This is a genomic window from Paenibacillus sp. FSL A5-0031 (assembly GCF_001956295.1).
Classification (GTDB): domain Bacteria; phylum Bacillota; class Bacilli; order Paenibacillales; family Paenibacillaceae; genus Pristimantibacillus.
On sequence record NZ_MRTD01000011.1, the window covers coordinates 184084 to 208730 of the forward strand.

Annotated in this window: 22 protein-coding genes and 1 pseudogene; 19 read left to right on the forward strand and 4 right to left on the reverse strand. The window is 43.1% G+C overall.

The window, feature by feature from the left end; genetic code table 11:
- The first annotated feature begins 67 nt into the window (after positions 1–67).
- The 7 genes from BK120_RS20110 (at position 68) to BK120_RS20140 (ending at position 6797) form a co-directional block, all read left to right on the forward strand.
- Complete coding sequence (locus tag BK120_RS20110) at positions 68–2149, forward strand: HelD family protein (protein WP_076269283.1); 2082 nt, start codon at positions 68–70, stop codon at positions 2147–2149.
- A 50-nt stretch (positions 2150–2199) separates the two neighbouring features.
- A complete protein-coding gene (gene modB, locus BK120_RS20115; RefSeq protein ID WP_076269284.1) occupies positions 2200–2862 on the forward strand; it encodes a molybdate ABC transporter permease subunit in 663 nt (220 codons plus the stop codon).
- Between the two features lie 65 nt (positions 2863–2927).
- On the forward strand, positions 2928–3773 hold the full coding sequence (locus BK120_RS20120; RefSeq protein WP_076269285.1) for an EcsC family protein: 846 nt from the start codon (positions 2928–2930) through the stop codon (positions 3771–3773).
- Positions 3773–4867, forward strand: coding sequence for a nitric oxide synthase oxygenase (locus tag BK120_RS20125; protein ID WP_076269286.1), 1095 nt, complete (start codon positions 3773–3775; stop codon positions 4865–4867). The genes BK120_RS20120 and BK120_RS20125 overlap by 1 nt, the downstream gene beginning before the upstream one ends.
- Before the next feature lie 186 nt (positions 4868–5053).
- Entirely contained in the window at positions 5054–5428 is a 375-nt protein-coding gene (locus BK120_RS20130; RefSeq protein WP_076269287.1) for a VOC family protein, read from the forward strand.
- Between the two features lie 259 nt (positions 5429–5687).
- The gene (locus tag BK120_RS20135; RefSeq protein ID WP_076269288.1) at positions 5688–6173 is read left to right on the forward strand and encodes a YhfM domain-containing protein; all 486 of its coding nucleotides are present in this window, start codon (positions 5688–5690) and stop codon (positions 6171–6173) included.
- Positions 6174–6302: 129 nt separating this feature from the next.
- Positions 6303–6797: a shikimate kinase gene (locus BK120_RS20140; protein WP_076269389.1), complete on the forward strand. Its 495-nt coding sequence runs from the start codon at positions 6303–6305 to the stop codon at positions 6795–6797.
- 136 nt (positions 6798–6933) lie between these two features.
- On the opposite strand, the gene BK120_RS20145 is transcribed toward BK120_RS20140, so the two are convergent.
- Complete coding sequence (locus BK120_RS20145; protein WP_256710956.1) at positions 6934–7860, reverse strand: methyl-accepting chemotaxis protein; 927 nt, start codon at positions 7858–7860, stop codon at positions 6934–6936.
- Between the two features lie 250 nt (positions 7861–8110).
- Between BK120_RS20145 and BK120_RS20150 the strand changes: the two genes are divergently transcribed.
- From BK120_RS20150 to BK120_RS20200, 11 genes and pseudogenes are all read left to right on the forward strand, one after another.
- Positions 8111–9259, forward strand: a complete 1149-nt coding sequence (locus BK120_RS20150) for a DUF3900 domain-containing protein (protein WP_083682213.1) — start codon at positions 8111–8113, stop codon at positions 9257–9259.
- A gap of 47 nt (positions 9260–9306) precedes the next feature.
- Complete coding sequence (locus BK120_RS20155) at positions 9307–9666, forward strand: Lin0512 family protein (protein WP_076269289.1); 360 nt, start codon at positions 9307–9309, stop codon at positions 9664–9666.
- A gap of 30 nt (positions 9667–9696) precedes the next feature.
- Positions 9697–11010: a hemolysin family protein gene (locus BK120_RS20160; RefSeq protein ID WP_076269290.1), complete on the forward strand. Its 1314-nt coding sequence runs from the start codon at positions 9697–9699 to the stop codon at positions 11008–11010.
- 51 nt (positions 11011–11061) lie between these two features.
- Complete coding sequence (locus BK120_RS20165) at positions 11062–11850, forward strand: undecaprenyl-diphosphate phosphatase (RefSeq protein WP_076269291.1); 789 nt, start codon at positions 11062–11064, stop codon at positions 11848–11850.
- Between the two features lie 342 nt (positions 11851–12192).
- Entirely contained in the window at positions 12193–14055 is a 1863-nt protein-coding gene (locus BK120_RS20170) for an assimilatory sulfite reductase (NADPH) flavoprotein subunit (protein ID WP_076269292.1), read from the forward strand.
- A gap of 52 nt (positions 14056–14107) precedes the next feature.
- Positions 14108–15832 (forward strand): assimilatory sulfite reductase (NADPH) hemoprotein subunit, encoded by a 1725-nt coding sequence (gene cysI, locus BK120_RS20175; RefSeq protein WP_076269293.1) that lies wholly within the window; start codon positions 14108–14110, stop codon positions 15830–15832.
- A gap of 149 nt (positions 15833–15981) precedes the next feature.
- Complete coding sequence (locus BK120_RS20180) at positions 15982–16509, forward strand: GNAT family N-acetyltransferase (protein WP_076269294.1); 528 nt, start codon at positions 15982–15984, stop codon at positions 16507–16509.
- Between the two features lie 164 nt (positions 16510–16673).
- A complete protein-coding gene (locus tag BK120_RS20185; RefSeq protein ID WP_076269295.1) occupies positions 16674–17210 on the forward strand; it encodes a hypothetical protein in 537 nt (178 codons plus the stop codon).
- Between the two features lie 206 nt (positions 17211–17416).
- Positions 17417–18721 (forward strand): annotated as a pseudogene (locus BK120_RS20190) (IS110 family RNA-guided transposase).
- A 483-nt stretch (positions 18722–19204) separates the two neighbouring features.
- Positions 19205–19687 carry an NUDIX hydrolase gene (locus tag BK120_RS20195; RefSeq protein WP_076269296.1) on the forward strand — a complete coding sequence of 161 codons (483 nt, stop codon included), beginning with the start codon at positions 19205–19207 and terminating at the stop codon, positions 19685–19687.
- 223 nt (positions 19688–19910) lie between these two features.
- Positions 19911–20414, forward strand: coding sequence for a DinB family protein (locus BK120_RS20200; protein WP_076269297.1), 504 nt, complete (start codon positions 19911–19913; stop codon positions 20412–20414).
- Between the two features lie 322 nt (positions 20415–20736).
- Here the strand turns inward: BK120_RS20200 and BK120_RS20205 are convergent, their stop codons facing one another.
- From BK120_RS20205 to BK120_RS20215, 3 genes are all read right to left on the reverse strand, one after another.
- On the reverse strand, positions 20737–21093 hold the full coding sequence (locus tag BK120_RS20205; RefSeq protein WP_076269298.1) for a VOC family protein: 357 nt from the start codon (positions 21091–21093) through the stop codon (positions 20737–20739).
- Between the two features lie 121 nt (positions 21094–21214).
- The gene (locus BK120_RS20210; RefSeq protein ID WP_076269299.1) at positions 21215–21505 is read right to left on the reverse strand and encodes a DUF3817 domain-containing protein; all 291 of its coding nucleotides are present in this window, start codon (positions 21503–21505) and stop codon (positions 21215–21217) included.
- A 14-nt stretch (positions 21506–21519) separates the two neighbouring features.
- Positions 21520–22146 (reverse strand): TetR/AcrR family transcriptional regulator, encoded by a 627-nt coding sequence (locus BK120_RS20215; RefSeq protein WP_076269300.1) that lies wholly within the window; start codon positions 22144–22146, stop codon positions 21520–21522.
- 133 nt (positions 22147–22279) lie between these two features.
- Here BK120_RS20215 and BK120_RS20220 point away from each other — a divergent pair, with 133 nt between their 5' ends.
- Complete coding sequence (locus BK120_RS20220; RefSeq protein ID WP_076269301.1) at positions 22280–24502, forward strand: MMPL family transporter; 2223 nt, start codon at positions 22280–22282, stop codon at positions 24500–24502.
- Positions 24503–24647: the final 145 nt, after the last annotated feature.

A 24647-nucleotide genomic window follows, 5' to 3' on the forward strand; every position in this document is an offset into this window, starting at 1 on the left:
CTTCCTATGGTATATTGGGGCTTCTCTTTTTTTTTCTTGCACACCACAAACTTAGGAGGTAACTGACATGACCGTTCAAAGTGCCTATCAAGAAGAGCAGGATCGATTAACCGAGTCGCTGAATGATATTGTAAATCAGCTTCAAGAAATTGGTCCACGCTACAAAGGCGATGATTTCACAGAGCAAATGCTCGATTTACAGCAAGAGGAACGTAGACTTAGACTTGAAATATCGAAGCGTGAGCCTTATTTCGGCCGCATTGATTTTCAAGAGTTGCCAGTGGGCGAAACAAAGCCCCTATATATTGGAAAAGCCGGCGTGGCAAAGCAAGGCAGCAATGAGCTGCTTGTCATCGATTGGCGTGCGCCAGCAGCAAGCTTGTTTTATTCCTTCACAGGCGGAGAAGCGCCAGCTTCCTATGAATCGCCTGACGGAGAAATTGAAGGATATGTCCATTTAAAGCGAAATTTCATGATCCGCCAGGGAGAAATCATTCGTCTGGTTGATAGTTATGTACGCGGCCAAGAAGAAGGCTCGGTAACGGATGAATTCCTTTTGTATCGCTTAGGAGAGAACAAGGATAATAAGCTGCGTGATATCGTTTCTACGATCCAAGGCGAGCAAGACCGTATTATTCGTGCGGATCGTAACAAAGCGTTGTTTATACAGGGCGTCGCGGGAAGCGGTAAAACGACCGTTGCGCTGCATAGACTTGCTTTCTTGCTTTATCAGTACGCCGATCGGATGCGAGCGGAGCGCATGATCATCTTTGCGCCTAACCGAATGTTCCTAGACTACATATCCGGTGTATTGCCAGAGCTAGGCGTGGGTGATATTCAGCAAACGACATTCAGTGACTGGTCTCTTGAGCTGCTGGAGAAAGCAGTAACCGTCAGCGATCCTTCCGATACGATGGCTTATTGGTTCGAAGAACGCAGAACCGCTTCAGAAGTGGAGAATGCATCCGGACGTTTTAAAGGGAATCTCGATTTTAAAGCAATTATTGATGAGCGGATCGCCAACTTTGAGAAACGAATTGTGCCAACGACATCTTTTATGCCAATTGACGGGCTTGAGCTCTCGCCAGAGCAAATCCGCGAGTGGTATGATACCGATTATGGCGAAGAGACGCTCATGAAGAAACGAGATCGACTGGTTAGTCGGATTCGTCGCTGGATGGAGTCCGAGCTGAAGATGAAGCGGATTGTTGATAAAAAAATAAGAGCGAAGGCGCTCACTAAGTTTAATAGCTACACCAAAAAAATTCCGGCCTATACCTCTTTACAGCTATATGCTTCGTTATTCAGCGGAAAACTGCTTGAGAGCCGTATTCCTAAGGTTATCGCAGCTGCAACTGCCGAACGTTTGAAGAAAGAAATGGCTGCTGCGGAGGATTTGGCACCGCTCGCCTATATCCAGCTTCAGCTATTTGGATTGCCGAAGCAGTTTTTCGATCATATCGTTATAGATGAAGCACAGGATTATTCTCCATTTCAGCTGGAAGTACTGCGGCTGTGTCAAAGAACAGCATCGATGACCGTGCTAGGCGATTTGCAGCAAGGAATTCATGCCTACGCAGGCGTACAAAGCTGGACAGAGCTTACCACTTTGTTTAATGAAGAGCAGATAGACTTTTATGAGCTCAATCGTAGCTATCGTTCGACAATGGAAATTATCGAATTTGCCAATAAAATTTTAGGAAGCATGATCGGCGAAGTCAAACCTGCGGTGCCTGTTTTCCGAAGCGGAGATGCCGTTCTTGCAGTGCCAGTTGAAAACGATAATTGGTTAGCTTCCATTGAAAGTACTATCCGTGAATGGCAATCGAAGTCAGAATATGAGACGATTTCTGTCATTGGCCGTACAGCGATTGAATGCGAAGAAATTTATAACTTCTTGATTAAGCAAGGTTTGGACGCTTCGTTAGTGCAGAGCAAGCAGCCTGCATATGGCGGCGGCCTGTCTGTAGTACCTGTCTATTTGTCTAAAGGTTTGGAATTCGATGCGGTTTTGGTAGCAGATGCGAGCGAGGAAGCTTATTCTGAGCTTGATGCGAAGCTATTGTACGTCGGATGCACGCGCGCCTTGCATAAGCTTAAGCTGTTTTATCGCGGAAAACTCACATTACTGCTGGGCGACGAAGCTTAATTTCGATATAATAGGCAGCAACATAACGTCTATCCGGAGGCTACTTATTTATGAACTGGGACGAATGGCTGCCGCCAGTATGGCTCTCTTTAAGAGTATCTATTATTGCTAGCATTATCGTTGCCATTATTGGAATGCTTGTAGCGCGCTTCATGTCACGGCATTCTTTTAAAGGCAAAAGTATCGTAGAAACCTTCTTCATGCTTCCGCTGGTCCTTCCCCCAACCGTCGTTGGATTCATTCTTCTCATTACGCTTGGACGAGGGAGTTGGATCGGTAAAGCATATGAGTGGTTATTTGCTCAGCCTATCGTTTTCTCATGGATCGCCGCGGTTATCGCGGCGGTCATTGTTGCGTTTCCGCTCGTTTATCAGACGATGAAGGTTGGTTTTCTTTCCGTCGATCGCCATCTTGAGGATTCTGCACGTTCAGCAGGAGCCAGTGAGCTGCAGGTGCTGAGATATATCACGCTGCCGCTTGCTAAACGATCACTGACTACGGCATACTTGCTAGGATTTGCTCGAGGCCTTGGCGAGTTTGGCGCAACCTTGATGATTGCAGGAAATATACCAGGTCGCACGCAGACAGTACCTACTGCTATTTACATCGCTGTTGAGACGGGTGAAATGGGAATGGCTTGGGCATGGACGATAGCTATTATTTCGTTCTCTTTTGTCATGCTGCTGTTTACGGGACGCAAATTGGAACAATAATGTGAAGGACGAATCCGAATCCAGTTTTTCTGCGTATTACTTGCGGAGAAGGAGCGTGCCCGAAGATGCCTACTGTCATGGATTCACCAGAAAATTTGAAATCTGCTTTGCTTGAAATAGAGAAATGGGAAAAAGATCAGAAGGATTTATGGTTTTGGGAAAAGCTTGGGCGTTTGCCATTTATGCTGCTCGACAAAATTACTCCAAAGTTTATACAGGAAAAACTAGGACTTGCAGTGGATGAGATCGGAAGCTATATTCAAAATGGCGGGAAATATTTGATTTCGGAGCGTTCGGTTATTGATAAACTGCATCAAAATGCTGCTCAGAACGATGGGCTTCTTGGAGCCAATCATGAAGAGACGACCATTAACGATGTGGCTGATATGCCGTTGTCTATTTTAAACTTAACTGCTGAGCAATTGGCATCCAGTCGTTCGAAAATGGCCACGCTTCAAGGGGCAACGACAGGAATTGGCGGCATTTTTACATTAGCGATCGATATTCCAGCAATACTCGGCTTATCGCTGAAGATCATTCAAGAAATTGCGATTTGCTACGGATTTGATCCAAAAAGCAAGGAAGAACGTGTATTTGCAGTTAAAGTAATGCAATTTGCTTCTTCAGATATTGTAGGAAAAAAAGCGATACTTGATGAGCTCGGTGCTTATGAGGAAGTGAACCGAAGCAATCAAATGCTGTCGCAGCTGCAGGGCTGGAGTGAAGTGGTTGCTGTTTATCGGGACAATTTTGGCTGGAAGAAGCTATTTCAAATGATACCTGTGGCAGGCATGTTATTCGGAGCGTTCATCAATCGGGGCATGCTGAATGATGTTGCAGAAGCAGCAACCATGCTGTATCGGAAACGCAGAGTATTGATAAAGCTGGGGGAAAATGAGGCGAAAGCATAATGACGACGAGCAGCATGAGAAAGAACATAGCCGAGCAAGCGATTGCTTTCCTAGGTGAAGCATATTATGAGCTTGGAAAAACCGAAGAAGAAGCGAAGCGGCGAATTGATGAAGTGCTGAAGCAATTAGAGGATACTGGTTATTATACACATACGTATGAAGAACTTAAGCATGGTGCAAAGATGGCGTGGCGGAACAATAACCGCTGTATCGGTCGATTGTTTTGGCAGACGCTGGAAGTATTCGATGCACGCGATATAGTGGATGAGCTAGACGCCGCAAAACGAATCTTCCAACATATGAGCTATGCAACAAATGGAGGTAGGATTAGGCCGGCTATTACGATTTTTCCGGCCAGCCACTCCCAAAATAACGTAAGAATTTGGAATCATCAGCTCGTACGTTATGCAGGTTATAGCGAAGGAGACGCTATTATTGGCGATCCTGCCTCCGCACCCTTTACAGCTGTTTGTGAGAAGCTGGGCTGGAAGGGTGAAGGTACTCGATTTGACGTGCTTCCGCTAGTCATTTCGCTTTCTGGGAAATCGCCTAAATGGTATGAGCTGCCTAAAGAGAACGTGCTGGAGGTTGCGTTGACGCATCCTGAGAATCAGGAGTTCGAGCAGCTCGCATTGCAGTGGTACGCCGTTCCTTTTATATCCGATATGGAGCTTGAAATTGGTGGAATCATGTATAAGGCTGCTCCTTTTAATGGATGGTACATGGGTACAGAAATCGGAGCGAGAAACCTATCGGACACCAGTCGCTATAATCAGCTGCCGAATGTTGCAAAGCTTTTTCAATTTGATATGTCAACGAATACTTCGTTATGGAAGGACCGTGCTTTAACGGAGCTAAATGTAGCTGTACTGCATTCATTCAAAAAGCAGGGCGTCAGCATTGTTGACCATCATACAGCATCGGAGCAGTTTCTACGTTTTGAGAAGCAAGAGCAGGAGCAGGGGAGAGCAGTGACCGGTCGTTGGTCATGGCTTATACCGCCTATGTCACCCGCTACAACGGGCATATGGCATCGCAGCTTTGATGATACGGAACGAACGCCTGCTTATCGAGCACAAGCTGCTCCATATTAAGCAAATAATGTATGAAATGTAGTAAGATAAATAGAGGAATGTTAGTTCATGAATTGGGCTAATCTCCTCTATTTTTTTATTTTAAGCATGTGGAGGTCAAATTTTAAGATGAACTGGCTTTTTCAGAGAAAATTATGAATGCTTGATTGTTTTAATAGGAGACTTAAAAAATAAGGAGGCTCTTTTATGGGAAAATTTATTAGTCATGTACAGATTCCAGTGAAAAACTTGGAGGAAGCAGCTTTATGGTATATTACCAATCTCGATTGTACGTTACATGCTAATTTCGGTAAATTTGCTATTATAGGCTTTAAGGAAGATAAAACACATATCTTTTTATGGCAGTCTTCAGATAAGGAATCATCAACGTTTTCAGTTAACGGTGAACCGTTTCCAAGCATCGGATTTCAGGTAGAGGATATGGATGAGCTTTGCAGAAAGCTATCTGAAGCCGGCGTTAAGGTACACGGTAACCCACAAGCACCGCCAGGCGAGGAAGGTAGAAGGTTTTTGAAGTTTTTTGATCCTGATGGCAATATGTTGGTTGCACATACTATTTAGGAATGTTAATTTTGGTAAACTGTAACCAACTGATAGACTTTTAATAGCTGACGTTAAATGATATTTGAATCATACATTTGGATGAGCAGGCGCTAATCGGCCTGCTCTTTCTATTGGCCATAACGATTTCTAATAAAAGCTTACATCTAGCAAATCTGTGCAGGTGATCCCCAAAAATCAAGCAACATAAAATTATTAATATACGTCGAAGTAGATGTGTGTACTTTTAATTTGACTGTTAGAGAGGCAGGGGGTTCTCGTGCAAAAGCTTGTCTGCATTGTATTGTTTATTGCGGTTTGTCTATCTGGTTGTTCCACAAAGTCTGATCCCGCAGCGTCAGACCGAATTTCCGAAAATACTGTAGTTGAAGCAAATTTGCCATTGGCGCAATTGCCAGTGAATGAGATAAAGGACATTGTTATCATAGAACCTGATGGCATAGATTTAGAGCAAATGCCTAAACCATTAGCGACGCTTACCGAGAAAAATGAATTTCAAGCATTTTCAGATGCAATAAAAGATGCGGTTAGAGCTACAGGGGAGGTTGTTGCTATCGGACCGAACTACGACATATCCGTCGTAAAATATGCATCCTCGGAGCAACGATTTCGATACTGGAATAGCAAACCTCTAAAAATGATTACAGATCTTGAAGTACAAAAGTCATATTTCTTAAGTGAAGAAGCGATCAATCAAATTGATGAGTTAATCAACAAGCGGCTGACAAATGGTGTAAAGGATTAGGTTAACAATGATCTGAACAATTAACTGAACGAGGCAGCAGGTAGGATGACAGCCTTGCCGTGCTACTTTGAGGTTTAGTTCGATTTATTTTAAGGGGAAAATGGAGGCATTACAAAGGTGAGGAAAAATATGAATATCGTACTAATTGGTATGTCAGGTGCGGGTAAAAGCACTTTAGGTGTGCTGCTTGCAAAAGCTTTAGGAATGGATTTCATCGATACAGATCTTGTTATTCAACAACAAGAAGGTAGGCTGCTGCAAGAAATAATTGATCATGATGGTATCGACAAATTTATGGAAACCGAAGAGAAAATCGTTTCTGAATTGGAACTGGAAAATTGTATTATTTCTACAGGTGGAAGTGTTATCTATTCAAATAAAGCTATGAATGCCCTGAAACAGGTTGGGCACATTGTTTATTTGCATGTCCCATATGAAGAAATTCAAAGGCGGCTCATAAACATAACAACTAGAGGGATTGTAATGAAGAAGGGAAATAGCCTGAAGGACGTTTATGAGGAAAGAGTGCCGCTATACATGAAGTATAGTGATAGAACTTTTGATTGCTCAAATAAGGATATCGAACATTGTGTTAGCGAAATTATAGAGAGCATGAAGAAATAAAGGAGCAAAATAGTGCACCTAATGTTTAACATTTATTACATAATTACTCGTGTGAGGGGAGTAGAAACAGCTTGAGGCCGTACGGGAGAATCATATTCATCTCATTTCGGGCCATGCTGAAGATGATAGATGATTGCTATATCGTATTTTTAAGCTCTTTCGCCTGCATATCCAGCTGCCGCGCCGCTTCCCCAATGCTCATGAATTCATCGACAGCCCGTTGAATGCGCAGCTGGCTTTCCGCAACGACCTCTTGTGATAGTTTGGTGCCGTTTACGACCTCTTGAACATGGTTTACGATATCTTCTACATACCCATTTACTTCTTTGGTTGCTTCCTGGACTTCACCAGCTAGCTTGCGGACCTCTATCGCGACCACATTGAAGCCCCGGCCATGCTCACCGGCATGTGCTGCTTCGATTGCCGCATTTAAAGATAAAATATTCGTTTGCGAAGCAATATCGCGGATGGTACGAACGATTTTACGAATGAAGCTTGTTTGTTGTTCCAGCAGGTGAAGGACAGTCATATTATCGCTTGCACCTACAGCCACTCTTTCAATAGCCGCTTCCACTTCTTGGCTGTGTGATATCCCTTCTTGGGCACGGCCGAGCAGCTCCTCGGACATTTTCAGCAAATTCTCTGTCATCTGAGAAGTAGCCTGCTCGCGGGCATTAATATCGGTTGCCATTTTTAAAATCGCAATGACTCTGCCTTCTTCGTCCCTAACCGGCATGTAAGTGGCCTCCAGCCAAATTGCATTTCCGGTTTTTGTAATCCGCAAAATTTTATTCTGAAAAGGTAGTCCATTGCGCAAGTCTTCCCAGAGTTTGGCATACGCAGTGCTATTCACAAATTGTTGCGAACAAAATTGCTTATGCAGCATGCCTGGCATCTCTGTGGAGTGATATCCCATGGCTTGCGCAAAATTTTCGTTTGCCCATAAAACCTTCCCTTGAACATCGAATTCAATCATGGCGAGCGACTGCTCAATAGCTGTAAGAACAGCTCGCTTGTCCAATACCTGGGTACTCGTATGTAGCATGGTGTTACGTTCTGTCATGTCGAGATTCTCCTTCATTCGTTCGAATGCTTATAGTAAGCAAAAATAGCCTTCACAACATTCTACAAACATTGTACATGTTGTGCAAGATATTATTATCAAGGGTTTGAAATGCACTTGGAACATGTTTGAAATTCTATCAGATTCAGATGCGAGATTAATGTGATTGGCTCTCTCATCTGATGTCGCGAAGAGGCGAGATATGCTATTCTAAGTAGATGACATCAGCTTGCTTGGAGGAATTATAAACGTGGATTTTAATATGCAATATTTATCCTTTTTCGTTATTCATACCGATGGTGAAGAGAGTGCCGCATCATCAGGAAAACGGTTTAAACATTATCAGACTTTAGAAGAGGACACGTATGAAGATAGTGAAATTCAAAGGTTTTTGGATGATGAATTTAAACGGATCGTCAAAAGAAAAGTAGAGCGCAATCCAAACTCAGCAGGCGCGCCAACGAAGATTGGACGATTTATGGTTGAGCCCGGTTATGAACTCGGCAGCAATCAGAACTACAATTTATTTCAGCGGCTGCGTGACGCGGATTCAAAGGAGCGCTTTATCGGCATTGCCGACGAGCTCGTTCGAATCTACATGGATACGAGTGCAGTAAGGGGAGGCGCATTTATTATTGCGTTATCCAAGCTTAATACGTATTTCGATGAGCCGTTTTTATTTTTGCTGAAATGTGATTTTGAGCCTAAGATTGCTCGTATTTCAGATGAAAAAAGCTTAATCTCCCAGGTGGAGATGGCAATATCTGCTCGCAGCATCAAATCGATTCAGTATCCGCATATGCCGGAGGAGGGCATGCTAGAGAATTGGGAGCTAAAAATTCATCAGGCATCGCATGCACGTTATTTTGAAGATTTCTTAAAATATGTTTCTTATGAGAAGCCTTTGCCTGAGGTCATGGGTGAGCAAGTGGTGGAGATGGTTCATCAATATATTGCGGATAAGTGGCAAGAGGATGAAAGCTCAGAGCGCCGTGAGGAGGAAAATGCGGTTGAGGTGTGGGCGGCAAGCGAGAAGCGCGACCTTCAGGAGTGGTGGACGCCTGAGCAGGTAGAAGTTGCAGCTGCGGCATTAGTTGAGCAGAAGCCGGATTTACCTTTTACATTTAAACTAGGCGACGTTACTGTAAAAGGACTGCTTGCTGACTTTGGCGACAGCATCCATTTTGCCAAACATAATGGACGTTACGTCGTCGTAATTGAAGGTGATTCCTTCCAATTCGATAAGGGCATGTCGCCGGTTGAGCTCGTCCAGCCGCTTGATCTGGTTGATGTTATGCCGCGTATCGGAAGCAAGAAGCCTGCTGAGGATGCGGATTCCGGATATAGCTACACCCCTGCTGGAGAAGGCACAGGCAATAACGATGATGTTCCATGGTAAGTCATCTAGTACGTATGAAATTTCACTTTGAAGGAGAGGATATTTAAGTGGACAACTTATTTTTTATAGAAATAGGCATGGGATGCGATCTACACGGTCAAAATATTACAAAGGCATCGGTGCGCGCGGTACAAAACGCGATTCATCATAACTCGATGCCCGGACTGCGATCCGTACTGCCAGGAGGAACGCTTGATAACATGAAGGTGCGGGTAAGGCTTGCACTTCCTTGTGATCATGAGCTTCTTGACGTTGAGCAGGTAAAAGCAGTGCTGCCGTATGGACAAGTGACTGTAGAAGTCATACACGGCGGCATGCTGACGACTAGCGGTGTAGTACTGCCGGACAAAGATGATAAAAACGATTTGATATACATCGTTAATGCATCAGTTGAGGTGGGCTACTAGTAGCATCTCCATTGCAAAAGGGAGAAGACGATGGTTTTAAAGCTTGCACTATTCGTATTATTGCTTGTATTTACAGCTTTTTTTGTCGCGACTGAATTTGCAATTATTCGCATGCGATCAAGCCGCGTCAATCAGATGGTAGCAGAGGGCATGAAAAATGCTAGAGCGGTTGAGCAGGTAACGAGCAAGCTTGACGGTTATTTATCTGCCTGCCAGCTCGGCATTACAATTACGGCGCTTGGCCTCGGATGGTTGGGAGAACCAACGATTGAGCTTATATTGCACCCGTTATTTGATCGGATACATATCGAAGGCGAGCTGAGCTCGGTGCTTTCGTTTGTCATTTCTTTCATCATTGTAACGTACTTGCATGTCGTACTAGGAGAACTTGCTCCCAAAACGTTAGCCATCATTAAATCGGAAGAAGTCAGTCAGTTTACAGCTCCGATTATCATCGTTTTTTATAAGGTGATGTATCCGTTTATTTGGCTTCTCAACGGATCTGCGAACTCCTTGGTAAGATTGCTGGGCTTAAAGCCAGCGAATGAGCATGAGGCTCATTCCGAAGAGGAAATCCGCATCATTTTGTCGGAAAGCTATGAGAGCGGGAAAATTAATAAAAGTGAATATGGCTATGTCAACCGGATTTTTGCATTTGATGAGCGGCTTGCGAGAGAAATTATGGTTCCTCGGACGGATATGGCCTGCTTGTATGTGGATCAAACTCGCGCGGAGAACCTCGAAATTATAATACGAGAACAATACACACGTTTTCCTGTTGCCAAAGGAAGCAAAGACAATATCATTGGGATATTAAATACAAAGCAATTTTTTCTCCGCTATGAAACAAACCGAGATATCGACGTAACGTCGTTGCTTCAGCCCGTTATGTCGGTTCCTGAAGTCATGCCAATCAATAAGCTGCTCCGCAAAATGCAGCAGGAACGCGTTCAAATTGCAATTCTGTTGGACGAATATGGTGGAACGGCGGGGCTCATTACCATCGAAGACATCATAGAAGAAATTGTAGGGGAAATCCGTGATGAGTTTGATGAGGATGAAGTGAAAGAAATCGAATATATTGAGCAGCAGCGTTATTTGGTTAATGGCAAGGCGCTGATCAGTGATTGGAACGAGATTGCAGGAACTGATCTTGAAAGTGAAGAAGTAGATTCTGTAGGCGGTTGGCTTTTTAATCAGAAGCCCGAGCTTCCTATCGGTGAGCCGTGGACCTATGGGAATATGACCTTCATTATTCGTGAACGTGACGACAATCGAATCCGAAAAATCGAAATTCATACCGATTTGATCGAAAATGAAATGGGAACCTACGGACATGCATAGGCTTGTATAGAGTGAGTAATTTTCAGTCTATTTCTAGGAGGAGATTGGGCGTTGGGCGATCTAATTAATGCGATTATTATGGGTATCGTGGAGGGCCTTACTGAGTTTTTACCAGTTTCATCAACGGGTCACTTGATTTTAACAGCGGAGCTGTTGAATTTCACAGGTGATCGAGTGAAAACCTTTGAGGTGGTCATTCAATTTGGCGCAGTGCTGGCTGTGCTTGTGTTATACCGAAATCGGTTTGCGAGTTTACTTAATTTCAAGGTAGGCAAAAATTCGGGTTTGAATGCTCTTCACATCATTATTGCAATGGCACCGGCGGGAGCATGTGCTGTTCTGCTTCATTCGTTTATAAAAGGCGAGTTGTTCGTTGCTGAGAAAGTGCTGATTGGTCTTGTGGCGGGTGGTATACTGATGATTATCGCCGATCGTATACGAAAGAAGCCGACTGCAGAGGAGCTTGATGATATTACCTACAAGCAGGCCTTTGCTGTTGGATGTTTTCAGATACTCGCATTATGGCCGGGGTTCTCGCGTTCAGGCTCGACGATATCTGGCGGCATGCTGTTTGGTGTAAGCCAGAAGGCTGCGGCAGAGTTTACTTTTTTAGTATCCGTCCCGATTATGGCTGGAGCGAGTGGAATAGACCTACTTAAAAGCCGAGAGTTTCTCACGATGTCGGATTTGCCTCTCTTTCTAATTGGGCTAATAGCTGCATTTGTTGTAGGTATGATTGCGGTCGTAACGTTCATAAATATGATGAAAAAAATTAGGCTTTCATGGTTTGCCTATTATCGTTTTGCGCTCGCAGCACTTTTTTATTTTATTATTTTATAAATGGAGAAAACACTGATTTTCGACAAAATTATCGAGAATGATTTTCAACTACATATAATGTAGCAAAAATTCGCTTGGATCAACTATCATTAATTTATATCCAATCGATCATTTTTTCTAATAAATCCGAGATAATCAGGGCAAATTGCCCTGATTTCTTTGTTTTGTGGATGAATAACGATCTTTTTCCATAAAATTGTAATTTTGGAACATGAAATCATCGTTGATGGATTTGTCTGATTATGTTAGGTTAATAATTATTGAAGCACTTCTGAAGCACTAATTTTAAAATATGACTATGAAAACTAATGATGATTTTATGTTTATGAGAGGTGGATATTGTTGCAACTTCAGGTAACGAACAGTCCTTTTAATCAAGAGCAAGTTGACCTTCTGAATCGCCTTGTACCATCACTATCGGAGTCTCAGCAAATTTGGCTGACAGGTTATTTGTTTGCTCGTCAAGCATCAGCAGGTCCGTTAACGATTAGTGCGGATGTGCAGGCTGTCTCCGAGGGAGCAGCAGTTGCAGAAGTCATTTCGGCTATCAGTCAACCAGCGGTTTCCCGCGAGGTTACTGTATTGTTTGGCTCTCAAACCGGCAATTGCCAGCGGGTAGCTACCAGCTTATCGCGCAAGCTGGAAGAACAGGGTCTGCAAGTGACACTTGCGCCAATGAACAAGTTTAAGACAAACAATTTGAAAAAAGTTGAAAACCTGTTTTTGGTTGTCAGTACTCATGGTGAAGGGGAACCGCCGGATAATGCGAAGAGCTTCCACGAGTTCCTTTACAGCAAGCGAGCTCCGCAGCTAGAAAACGTTAGCTTTTCTGTCTTGTCGCTTGGCGATACGTCGTATGAATTTTTCTGTCAAACGGGTAAAGACTTTGATCAACGTCTTGAAGAGCTTGGTGCAAAACGTCTTGTTCCTCGTGTAGATTGTGATCTCGATTACGATGAGGCTGTTGCTGGCTGGTCAGCAGAGGTTATCAGCTCATTAAATGATCGTTTGAATGCTGCCTCGGGAACGACTGCAGCTATAGCGCAAACAAGCAGCGAAACAACACCAGAACTATCCGCCTATTCGCGAAACAACCCTTTTAAGGCTGAAGTTCTTGCGAATATTAACTTAAATGGCCGCGGATCTGATCGGGAAACTCGTCATTTGGAGCTGTCGCTTGAAGGCTCTAATTTACAATATGAACCAGGGGATAGCCTTGGTATTTATCCTGAAAATCATCCAGAGCTAGTGGATGCAATTATTAAGCAAATGAATTGGAACGCTGAAGAAGTTGTTCCGATCAATAAGAGCGGTGAGCAAGGCTCATTGCGTGAAGCTCTACTTAAGTATTATGAAATTACAGCTCTAACGAAACCGCTGATCACGCAAGCAGCCGAACTGACTTCAAACTCAGCACTTCGTGAACTGCTAGCTCAAGGGCAAGAGCAAGCGCTTAGAAGCTACATTAACGGTCGGGATCTACTTGATTTATTGCAGGATTTTGAGCCTTGGCAAGGAAGCGCAAAACAATTTGTTGCTATCTTGCGTAAGCTGCCAGCAAGACTTTATTCCATTGCCAGCAGTTTTAAAGCGAATGAGGATGAGGTTCATCTTACCGTGAGAGCTGTTCGTTATGAGTCTCATGGTCGTGAGCGTTATGGGGTATGCTCCGTACATTGTGCAGAGCGTGTACAACCAGGCGACAGTCTGCCGATCTACATTCAACAAAATCCGAATTTCAAGCTGCCTGCGGATACGAATACTCCAATTATTATGATTGGTCCAGGTACTGGTGTTGCTCCATTCCGTGCTTTCCTTGAAGAGCGCGAGGAAATTGGCGCAGAAGGAAAATCATGGCTGTTTTATGGAGATCGCCACTTTGTTACGGATTTCTTATATCAGACCGATTGGCAAAGAATGCTTAAAGACGGCGTCTTGACCAAACTTGATGTGGCTTTCTCCCGCGATACGGAAGAGAAGGTATATGTACAGCATCGTTTGCTGCAGAAGAGCCGTGAACTATTCGAATGGCTTCAAGTTGGCGCTTATGTTTATATTTGCGGTGATGAGAAACATATGGCACATGATGTCCATACGGCTCTATTAACTGTCATAGAGCAAGAGGGCGGATTAAGCGCTGAGCAAGCGGCTGCTTATTTGAATGATATGCAGGATCAACAACGCTACCAACGTGATGTTTATTAATAAATAGATAACAACATGAGTACTTGAATGATTGCGAGAGGAGACAGCAACAATGGCGAAAGAGCAGTTGGTAAAACCTATCGGTGGACCGCCAAGTGAAGTTGAGCATATCAAAAGCGAAAGCAACTATTTGCGCGGCGCATTAGTAGAAACGATGAGCAATCCGATTACAGGCGGTTTGCCTGAGGATGACAATCGGTTGTTGAAGTTTCATGGAAGTTATATGCAGGATGACAGAGATTTGCGCAATGAACGTGAAAAGCAGAAGCTGGAGCCGGCATTCCAATTCATGATCCGGGTGGTACTGCCAAGCGGTGTAGCAACCTCTGATCAATGGCTTGCCATGGATGAACTAGCTCACAAGTACGGCAACGGGACTTTGCGACTCACGACACGTCAAACGTTCCAAATGCATGGCATTTTGAAATGGAATTTGAAGCCTACGCTTCAAAAAATCAATAGCGAGCTGATGACTACACTTGCTGCCTGCGGTGACGTCAATCGGAACGTTATGTGCAGTCCAAATCCTTTTCAATCGAACCATCATGAGGAAGTAAGCTACTGGGCACGTCAAGTGAATGATCATTTGGCGCCGCGTACTCGCGCTTATCACGAAATTTGGTTGGATGGAGAAAAAGTAATCGATGGTAAAGAGGATGGAGCGGAAGTAGAGCCGATCTACGGACCTGTATATTTGCCGCGTAAGTTCAAAATCGGATTTGCGATTCCGCCTTTTAATGATGTGGATGTATTCTCTCAAGACATCGGCTACATTGCAATCGTGGAAGATGGCAAGCTGAAGGGCTTTAACATTTCCGTTGGCGGCGGTATGGGGATGACACACGGCGATACAACGACTTATCCGCAGCTTGGTAAAGTGATTGGCTTCTGTCCGCCGGAGCGTATTGTCGAGCTTGCCGAGAAGACCGTTATGATTCAACGTGACTATGGCAACCGTTCAGTTCGCAAAAACGCTCGGTTTAAGTATACGATTGACCGTCATGGTATTGAATGGTTCAAAACCGAGCTGCAAAACCGTCTTGGCTGGCAGCTTGAAGAGGTACGTCCTTATCAATTCCAAAATAACGGAGACCGTTATGGCTGGCTGAAGGGAAGCAACGGCAAATGGAATTTGACGTTGTTTATCCAGAGCGGACGTATTGAAGATCAAGAAGGCAACCCGCAAATGACGGGTTTACGCGAAATCGCCAAAGTTCATACAGGCGACTTCCGCATTACTCCGAATCAGAATCTTATTATCGGTAATGTTAGCAGCCAGAAGAAACGCAAAATTACGGAGCTAGCAGAGCAATACGGACTTACGGACGGTACGCAGCACTCTGCGCTGCGCCGAAGCTCATTATCTTGTGTTTCGTTGCCGACTTGCGGTCTTGCTATGGCGGAAGCAGAACGGTACCTTCCAACACTGATCGATAAGCTGGAGCCGATTATTAATGAAGCAGGGCTGCGTGACCAGGAGATCAACATTAGGATGACTGGATGCCCGAACGGCTGCGCAAGACCAGCGCTTGGAGAAATCTCATTTATCGGCAAGGCACTCGGCAAATACAATATGTATATGGGCGCGGGCTATGCAGGTGATAGACTAAACAAGCTTTACCGTGAAAATATCGATGAGACCGAAATTCTCGATACTTTAAAACCGATTATTAATCAGTATGCGAAGGAACGGGAAACGGGCGAGCATTTCGGAGATTTCGTAATCCGCGCGGGTTATGTAAAGGCTGTTCATGATGGTCAACAATTCCATAACTAATATAAGTATAATTTAAGCAAAAGAAGACTAGGGCGATATGCCTTAGTCTTCTTTGTTATGAAGAGCACGATGAATCATTGATGGAATAAGATTGACCCTATTCATTAAATGTGTTAATTTGGTAAAAATCATCGGAGTGGAGCGTGCTTATGCCAAAATCAGCGAGATTAATTAAACCAACGATCGAATACCGCGACGCGTATATATCCTTTTATGAGGACTGGATAAAGAGCGGTGAAGACATGGTTCCGTGGGTCATTGAGAGAGAACCGGAAGATTTTAATGCCATGATAGATTTTTTGTATGCTGAAGATAATGAATCTAAAATATCAAGCAGTGATCGTGTTCCACATTCCACTTATTGGCTCCTAAGTGAGGACAACTTAATTGTAGGAGCGGTTAATATTCGGCATCGCTTAAATGAAAAACTGCTCAATCAAGGCGGCCATATCGGATATGGCGTTCGTCCATCGGAGAGAAGAAAAGGGTATGCCAATATCATATTATCAAATACGTTGGAGCTGTTAAAAGGTTGGGGCCATCAAAAAGTGCTAGTTGTTTGTGATAAAGGGAATATCGGCTCAGAAAAAACGATTTTAAAAAACGGCGGCGTGATGGAATCAGAATTCGTAGAGGAAAATGGCAATATTATTAAAAGGTTTTGGATAGACCTATAATCAATGCAGCTAGCTATTCTTGTCAGAAGAAAATAAAGTTTTAGACTGTGCAAATAAAGTATTAGATTGACGATGTTTCATTAAGCGACGGGCAGGATAGTGCAACTTAGTGAGTATGTTTACGTTTATTAAAGGAAGAGCCTAAAAAATAAAGGGGGTGTGTAATGAAGCGAAAAATTACTGTTGTACTTGCTGCATTTGCAATAATTCTAAGTGTATTCTCTATTTGGTACTTGATACCTAAGCAGTACTCAGAGACCATCAATGGTGTATATTATCAATTAGGAACGGAAGGAATAACCGAGCATATAAACGTACATCTTGATGGGAAAATACAAAATCATATAAATGGAAAAAGAAGCTTTAAAGGTGAAATTGACTTTGAAGGAAGTAAGGTTCCTCAAATTCCTAAAGATAGAACAAAATTAGAGTTGCATTACGATGGTTATAATTTTACAACTATTTCTTCCGGTTTTCGAATCATAGATGATAAAGGTAGAATAGAGTCTAATATTTTTACTTACGGTTTGGTATATACTGATAATAAATTCTCTGAATTTACAATTAAAGTTATGAATGATGATGGCCAGTGGTCCCCATCAAACGGATATATGATTACAGCACCAGCGAAAGACAGGCAGGAAGCAATGAAAAGGTCCCAAGGGTTAATCAAGAAGTTTGAAGAAGAAAGTAGGAAATGATTGAACTAACGAAGAACGATAGTTGAATAACGCTCATGAAGAGCAGGCGCTACAGTGGCCTGCTCTTCTTATTAAGCTAACGGGCAGCATTCCTATAATGAAGAAATACGAGTTTTGAGAAACAAAAAGACTCCTTGTTATGATGTATGAGGGTCCCAGATGCTCGCCAGCGACCGGATCCAAATACAAACCAAGGAGACTACAAAATGAATTCTATTCAAAATGAACGCATTAATCAAATTACTTCTTCTACCTTAATTGTCGGTGTAGACATTGCTAAATTCAAACATGTGGCCAGGGCACAAGACTACCGCGGAGTCGAGTTCGGGAAGCCCATTACGTTTGAGAATAATCGAGAAGGCTTCGAAATGTTCGTAAGCTGGTTCGAAAAGATTGCAACAGAGCAGGAATTCCAGAATGTCGTTGTTGGCATGGAACCGACTGGTCACTACTGGCTGAACCTGGCCCATTTTCTAAGAGAACAGCACGTTACGTGTGCTGTGGTTAATCCACTCCACGTGAAGTAAAGCAAAGAATTGGATGACAATTCACCAACCAAGAATGACATAAAAGATGCCAAAGTCATCGCACAGCTCGTCAAAGACGGGAGATACGCCGTACCCAACCTTCCCCAGGGCATCTATGTTTAACTAAGGGAAGCGATGAAAATTCGCGATCATATGTCGACTGACCTGCGTGTGGTGCAAGGCCGCGTCCATAACTGATTGGATCGGTACTTTCCAGAGTTCCTCACGGTATTTAAGGACAGGGAATGCAAGTCAGCACGCCAAATGCTCAGTCTTTGTTTGTTGCCGCATGAGCTGGTTTCTGAGTCTGAGGAAACCTTGCTAAGTCACCTCAGAAAGGTTGCCAAGCGAGGTCTCGGCATGGAGCGTATGAGAAGTCTGAAAGCAGCGGCAAGCCGTTCTGTTGGTTTACGAGAAGGGACCGCACTAGCAAAACTTGAGCTTCAACTGTTGTTAACGCAGTACGAGTTGCTTGAGAGTAAGTTTGAAGAGCTTGAGGCAAGGCTGGATAAGCTCTTGGAGCAAATCCCCCATGAGAAGCAATTACTGGACATAAAAGGCATTGGCCGGGAAATTATAGCCGGTTTCCTCGCTGAAATTGGTGACATTACGTATTACCGGCATCCGAAACAAATCATTAAGCTCGCCGGCTTGAACCTAAAAGAAAACACGTCCGGTAAACACAAAGGACAAACGAAGATCACGAAGCGAGGTCGTAAGCGACTACGAGCGCTGCTATTTCGTGTCATGATGCCACTGGTGGCTAAGAACTGTGCGTTTAAGGCATTGCATCAATACTATACCAAACGACTAGATAATCCCTTGAAAAAGATGCATTCGATCATTGCGCTATGCAACAAGCTGATTCGAATTCTATTTGGGGTCTTGAAGAAGGGGCATCAGTTCAGTGAAAAAAAAGATGTTGCAGGATATCCCAAGGTACACGGCAGTGTCGTTAGCAGCTTAGTTTCAAAGTTTTCATAGACGTCGAACATCAATAAAAGGTACAAACAATTGAAGCACGGATGAGTCGGAACAGAACTATCATACGGAGAAAGATCCTGCCCTCGCAGCAATATCCGACCTCCACCTCATGGACAGGTTGAATGAAGGAATGTGGGAGCGAAGACTCTGTGAGACATGGGAGGGTTGACCGCCATGAGCCTAAGTGGAGATCCAAAGGTGCGACCATATATCTCCAGAATGTCCACTTTTTAAAACGAGTGGTCTGGATGGATATATTTTTGCACTTTCTTCGCCCTATATTTTACATCCTCTACAACCTGATTCCATTCAGTGGTTGTCTGGGGTACGAAAGAAAAACGTTCAAAACCTACGAAAACAAGCGAATTTAAGAGAAAAACTATTCTCCATAGAGGGAGGATAGTTTGAAGCTCGCGTAGAATAATCCATTATAGCAAAACCATATTTTGGTTAATTTAATAGTGCGAAATGGGGTTGATACAAATGTTTTTAGTAAATTCTCGTGCCATAATTGAAAGAATAGTAAACGGAACATTAGAAATAGTAGTACAAACAAGGGATAAAGCGGGTGAAGCGAAAAAAATTGAACTTCCTGGTGGCAGAATTGAGCAATATGAATCTTTAACACAAGCTCTAATAAGGGAAGTTAAGGAAGAGACTGGACTGGATGTAGTTGAAATTGAAGGCGAGGATACACGGGTCGATACAACAGGAATCGACCCAGAATTCCACGTGGAATGTATAAGACCGTTTGGAGCTTATCAAACATTAAAGGGTCCTTTCGATTCAGTTGGAGTTTATTTCCGGTGCAAAGTGCAAGGGGAGTTATTATCTTCCGGTGATGATACTAAGTACCCACGATGGATTTCAGTAAACGAATTAAGACGTTTGATGGATGATGAACCTTTGCAATTTTCTAATGTAGACAGAGCAGGGATAATGTTTTACTTAAAATCACTTAAGTAGAAGGTTTGATTGCAAAGCTCGTTACGCTAACGGGCAGGCTAGCGTAAACAAATTGATCAAAAGTATTAACCATACGTAGTTAATTATATTTTGGGATTAGCGCAATGATTTTCGGCAGCTTTGTTTGGTTAACGGGGGTAGTTTAAGTAAATGTAAATATTTACTTGCGAACTAGTGTTCGGTATAATAAACTTGATTCCATTACAAAAAGGAGATGTTGGATATGTATAAACACATTAAAGATTTTACCGCAACTTGGCAAAATGAAACGGAAGCAACAATGCGGACACTGGAGATGCTGACCGATGAGTCTCTTGGCCAACAGATATCAAGCGATCATAGAACGCTTGGACGTGTTGCATGGCACCTTGTACAGACGTTGCACGAAATGCCATCTCGGACGGGACTGTCTTTCGAAGGACCGGGCGAAGATATGCCGGTGCCAGCTTCGGCAGCAGACATCGCGTCAGTCTATAAGAGGACCTCACAAGCGCTCCTTGATGCTATACAGTCCAGTTGGAAAGATGAGAATCTGCTGATCATGAGCGATATGTATGGTGATCAATGGCCAAACGGCTTAATGCTGGATATTCTCGTAAAGCATGAGATTCATCATCGTGGTCAGATGACAGTCCTGATGCGTCAGGCAGGCCTTCGTGTGCCGGATCTTTACGGCCCGACAAAAGAGCAGTGGGCCGAGTATGGAGTGCTATCTCCAGTAATTTAGAGTAAGATTATATCCGCTTTGGCCGTTTGGCTATAGTGGGATTTATAAGTATTTTATAATAGGATTGAAAGTGGTGACTTGAATCATAGACAAGAGGATACCATCGGACTGAAACTGTTGATTCTATTGAACTAACGGGTAAAATTAGTTTAATTTCAAAAGCGGCAGTCTAAGACTTTATTATCAAGTCTTGGTCTGTCGCTGCTTTATATTTATGGTGTAGTCTAAATCAAATTTTTCAAAAGCTGACGATTCTTCAATTCAAAAACTTTGCTAGACCAACAACTCCAGTCCAATACTTTATTCTCACCGAAAAATTTTTCTAGCATTTGCAAACCATCAGCAAATTTCCGTCGGGGTCTTTAAAGCTGAAAAAGTGACCATGTTCAATTTCGCTTACAAGCTCTACATTCTTATCACGCATGAATTGAAAAGCAGCATGGATGTCATCCGTATTAAAATGAAAAATAGGTGTTCTTGCATAAGTATCTTCTGTATAAATTTTACTGTCTAAAACAAGGTTTTGGCCGTTGTTATCTAAAGGAATACAGCATAAATGACCTGCAATGATATCATAGGTAGGCTCCAATTCAAGAATGGAGCAATACCATTCACGAGCTTTTTCAATATCGCTAACCGTAACAAAGATTGCTCCTACTCTATTCATAATAATACCCATTATGAAACACTCTCCTTTAATTTTACATTTATTCTATCATGCTTTGAGGGCTAGATCACATCATTTCTTCCATTATTATCAAAAAGAGGTTATTCCAATTGCTCGGAATAACCTCTTTAACTTATTGATCGCGAAGCAGCTTCTTATCAAGAATAAATGTGCCAAACGGAAGGAAAGCTGCGATAAACGCTGCTGCTGCCTTGAGAATCGACCAGCGGTGTTTAATCCATACATGGAAGACAGCAAGGATATAAAGAACGAATAAGAGGCCATGAAGTCCGCCTACAATAGTCACGGGTTCTGGAATATCAGCCCAGTATTTGAGGGGCATTGCTATCAAAAGAAGTAATAGAAAAGATAACCCTTCGATGAAACCAACGACCCGCAGACGACCCATTGCGGTTTTAAGCATTAAAAAACCTCCAATTAATAAGATTGCGAGCGAGGTTCAAGTCCTGCCCACAATAGTTCTACGATTTCGAACGCGGCTTGTTCCACTGTTTTTTCATTATTAATGATTTCTTTACGGTTTCGTACCGTCAACATAGCTGTAAAGACATGAGCAAGCAGCATCGAATCACCCCGTTTGATTTCGCCCTCGTCCATTGCCTTCTGAAATACACTCCCAATTAATTCGTGTATCGCTTGCTCGCTCGTACGAATGCTCGTAATTTGCTCCTCAGTCAAACCGCTGGAAGCTTCCCGCATCATCGTTTCAAACTCAACATGAGCATTGTTCATATGGCGTTCAGCAACAACAAGCATTCTTTCCTTCAGCGACCCGGTGCTGCTAACAATTTTTGAAGTTTGATCATAAGCCATCTTTAGAACAAATTGAAGACATTCCGTGAACAAAACGCTTTTATTATTAAAATAATAATAAACGCTTGCTTTAGTAACCCCGCATGCTTGGGCTACACTTTCTAATGAAACTTTTTCGAAACCTTGCTCCATAAATAAAAAGGCTGCTGTGCGCAAAATTTGCTGCATCGTCTGAATTGAACCTGTGCCTTTGGGCCGGCCTGGTTTGCGTTTTATTTGGTCCTCGCTCATCGACATGCCCTCCATTCATCAAATTGTAATAAATATGAATTGATTAATTAACCTTTCGGTATATATAATTAAATTATCGCATGAGTTAATTTTAAACGATATTAGTCGTAATGTGAAATGGAGGATTTGTCAAATGATCGAAAGATTAGCAGGAATGGTCGCTGGACGACGTACAAGGTGGATAACATTAGTTGCGTGGATTGTATTAGCCGGGCTGCTAACTGTATTTCTGCCAGCTGTGGGCGACAAAGAAGTAAGCAATGCTCCAAACCTAGAGGCTGACAGCCCGTCCGTTGTCGCTGATCAATTAATAAAGGATAAGTTTCCAAGCTCCTCTGGCATTCCAGCATTGGTGGTCTGGCATCGAGAAGGCGGCTTAACAGAAGCGGATTATGCGCTTATTCAAAAAACGACGCAGAAGATTGTTGAAAATCCGTTGAAAGAGCAAGGCGAGGTTATACCTCTTCATCAAATGTCTTTACCTGCTTTGCAAAAATTTGCTTCAGAAGACGGAACGACACTCGTTCAGCCGATTCAGTTCGGTGAAGCAACAGAAACTGAAGTTTTGAAGGAAAATATTGAGTCCATTAAAGCTATCATCGGAGAAGCATCAGGTAAAGAACCTTTTTCCGTACCTATCCATGATGCTGCTGAATTAAGCGTACGTGTCAGCGGTCCTGTTGGGATTTCGGTTGATGCAACCGATTTGTTCAAAGGAGCGGATGTATCACTGATGATCGCAACAGTACTTATCGTACTAGTCTTGCTGCTCCTCATTTACCGCTCACCGATTCTTGCTATCATTCCACTCATTGGGGTTGGATTTGCTTATGCTGTTACAGGACCATTGCTTGGCTTTATGGCAGGTGAAGGCTGGATAACGGTGGATGGTCAAGCTATATCCATTATGACTGTGCTCTTATTCGGAGCAGGTACTGATTATTGTTTATTTTTCATCTCGCATTTCCGTCAAGAGCTTACTCGTGAAAGCGACAAAATGAAAGCACTAAAACGATCGTTCAAAGACGCATCGGGTGCTATTGCAATGAGCGGCTTTACGGTAGTTCTTTCTTTGCTTGCTTTGCTTGCGGCTAAGTACGGTGCTTATGATCGGTTCGCAGTTCCATTCAGCTTATCGATCCTTATTATGGGAATCGCAAGTTTGACGCTGGTTCCGGCATTGCTTTCGATTATTGGAAGAGCCTCATTTTACCCGTTTATCCCGCGTACAGATGCGATGGGGCATGCACATGCGGACAAAAAAGGAAAAGTGTACCGCAAGCCGAATTCGGAGAAAAAGCTAGGCTCCAAAATTGGAAATCTCGTGATAACGAAGCCTTGGATGGTCGTTATCACCTCTGTTTTGATATTAGGAATTTTCGCAAGTTTCTCCAGTCAAATTAAATTTACTTATGATTTATTGTCTTCTTTTCCAAAAGATATGCCTTCAAGAGAAGGTTTTGAAGTGATTTCGAAGTCATTTACGCCAGGAGATTTAGCACCGATTACAGTGGTTGCTGCGACGGATGGTGCAGTACCTGAGTTAGCAGAAAAGCTTGCAGCTGTACCGCTTGTAGATCATGTTCAGGAGCCGCAGCCGAGCGTTAATGACCCTAATTTACTTTCGTATACGGTCATCTTGAATACGAATCCATATTCCCAGGAAGCAATGGAGACGATTCCGTTACTCCGAGCTGCAACAGAAGCTGCGCTTACGAATGGAAACGTTGCTGAGGCTGATCAAAAAGTATGGATCGCTGGCCAGACAGCTACGCAATATGATTCCAAGGTGCTGACGGATCATGATAATAATGTCATTATTCCTTTAGTTATCGGACTTATCATGATTCTGCTGTTTGCTTATTTAAGATCCATTACTGCAACATTATACTTAATCGGCACTGTATTGCTGTCGTATGCAGCTGCACTTGGCTTAGGCTGGGTGATCCTGCATTACATCATGGGCGTTGATGCCATTCAAGGTGCAATTCCGCTTTATGCTTTCGTTTTCCTCATTGCGCTTGGTGAAGATTACAATATATTTATGATCTCAAGCATTTGGAAAAAGAGCAAAACGCTGCCGCTGAAGCAAGCCATCAAAGAAGGCGTTAGTGAAACGGGTGGCGTTATCACTTCAGCAGGACTTATACTTGCCGCTACGTTTGCTGTGCTTGCTACGCTTCCTATCCAAGTGCTTGTCCAGTTTGGCCTCATTACAGCGATTGGGGTATTAATGGATACCTTTATCGTTCGTCCATTCCTCGTACCGGCTATTACGACTTTACTGGGCAAGAGAGCGTTCTGGCCAGCAAAAGTATCACTTGTAGAGGAAACAAAACAAAAGGTAAAAGGATAACAATCAAAAAAAGCTGTTTCGACCGTAGCTTCTACTACGGAGAAACAGCTTTTTTATTGCTATAAATGAAACATTTTCCCATAAGAAACCGTCTTAACCTAAAGGCATAAATGCCTGCTATAGAGAAAAGGTTGGGGGAGTAGAT

Coding starts and splice junctions, on each gene's coding strand:
- BK120_RS20110 (WP_076269283.1), top strand. CDS start 68: ATGACCGTTCAAAGTGCCTATCAAGAAGAGCAGGATCGATTAACCGAG.
- modB (WP_076269284.1), top strand. CDS start 2,200: ATGAACTGGGACGAATGGCTGCCGCCAGTATGGCTCTCTTTAAGAGTA.
- BK120_RS20120 (WP_076269285.1), top strand. CDS start 2,928: ATGCCTACTGTCATGGATTCACCAGAAAATTTGAAATCTGCTTTGCTT.
- BK120_RS20125 (WP_076269286.1), top strand. CDS start 3,773: ATGACGACGAGCAGCATGAGAAAGAACATAGCCGAGCAAGCGATTGCT.
- BK120_RS20130 (WP_076269287.1), top strand. CDS start 5,054: ATGGGAAAATTTATTAGTCATGTACAGATTCCAGTGAAAAACTTGGAG.
- BK120_RS20140 (WP_076269389.1), top strand. CDS start 6,303: ATGAATATCGTACTAATTGGTATGTCAGGTGCGGGTAAAAGCACTTTA.
- BK120_RS20145 (WP_256710956.1), bottom strand. CDS start 7,860: ATGACAGAACGTAACACCATGCTACATACGAGTACCCAGGTATTGGAC.
- BK120_RS20160 (WP_076269290.1), top strand. CDS start 9,697: ATGGTTTTAAAGCTTGCACTATTCGTATTATTGCTTGTATTTACAGCT.
- cysI (WP_076269293.1), top strand. CDS start 14,108: ATGGCGAAAGAGCAGTTGGTAAAACCTATCGGTGGACCGCCAAGTGAA.
- BK120_RS20180 (WP_076269294.1), top strand. CDS start 15,982: ATGCCAAAATCAGCGAGATTAATTAAACCAACGATCGAATACCGCGAC.
- BK120_RS20185 (WP_076269295.1), top strand. CDS start 16,674: ATGAAGCGAAAAATTACTGTTGTACTTGCTGCATTTGCAATAATTCTA.
- BK120_RS20195 (WP_076269296.1), top strand. CDS start 19,205: ATGTTTTTAGTAAATTCTCGTGCCATAATTGAAAGAATAGTAAACGGA.
- BK120_RS20200 (WP_076269297.1), top strand. CDS start 19,911: ATGTATAAACACATTAAAGATTTTACCGCAACTTGGCAAAATGAAACG.
- BK120_RS20205 (WP_076269298.1), bottom strand. CDS start 21,093: ATGGGTATTATTATGAATAGAGTAGGAGCAATCTTTGTTACGGTTAGC.
- BK120_RS20210 (WP_076269299.1), bottom strand. CDS start 21,505: ATGCTTAAAACCGCAATGGGTCGTCTGCGGGTCGTTGGTTTCATCGAA.
- BK120_RS20215 (WP_076269300.1), bottom strand. CDS start 22,146: ATGAGCGAGGACCAAATAAAACGCAAACCAGGCCGGCCCAAAGGCACA.
- BK120_RS20220 (WP_076269301.1), top strand. CDS start 22,280: ATGATCGAAAGATTAGCAGGAATGGTCGCTGGACGACGTACAAGGTGG.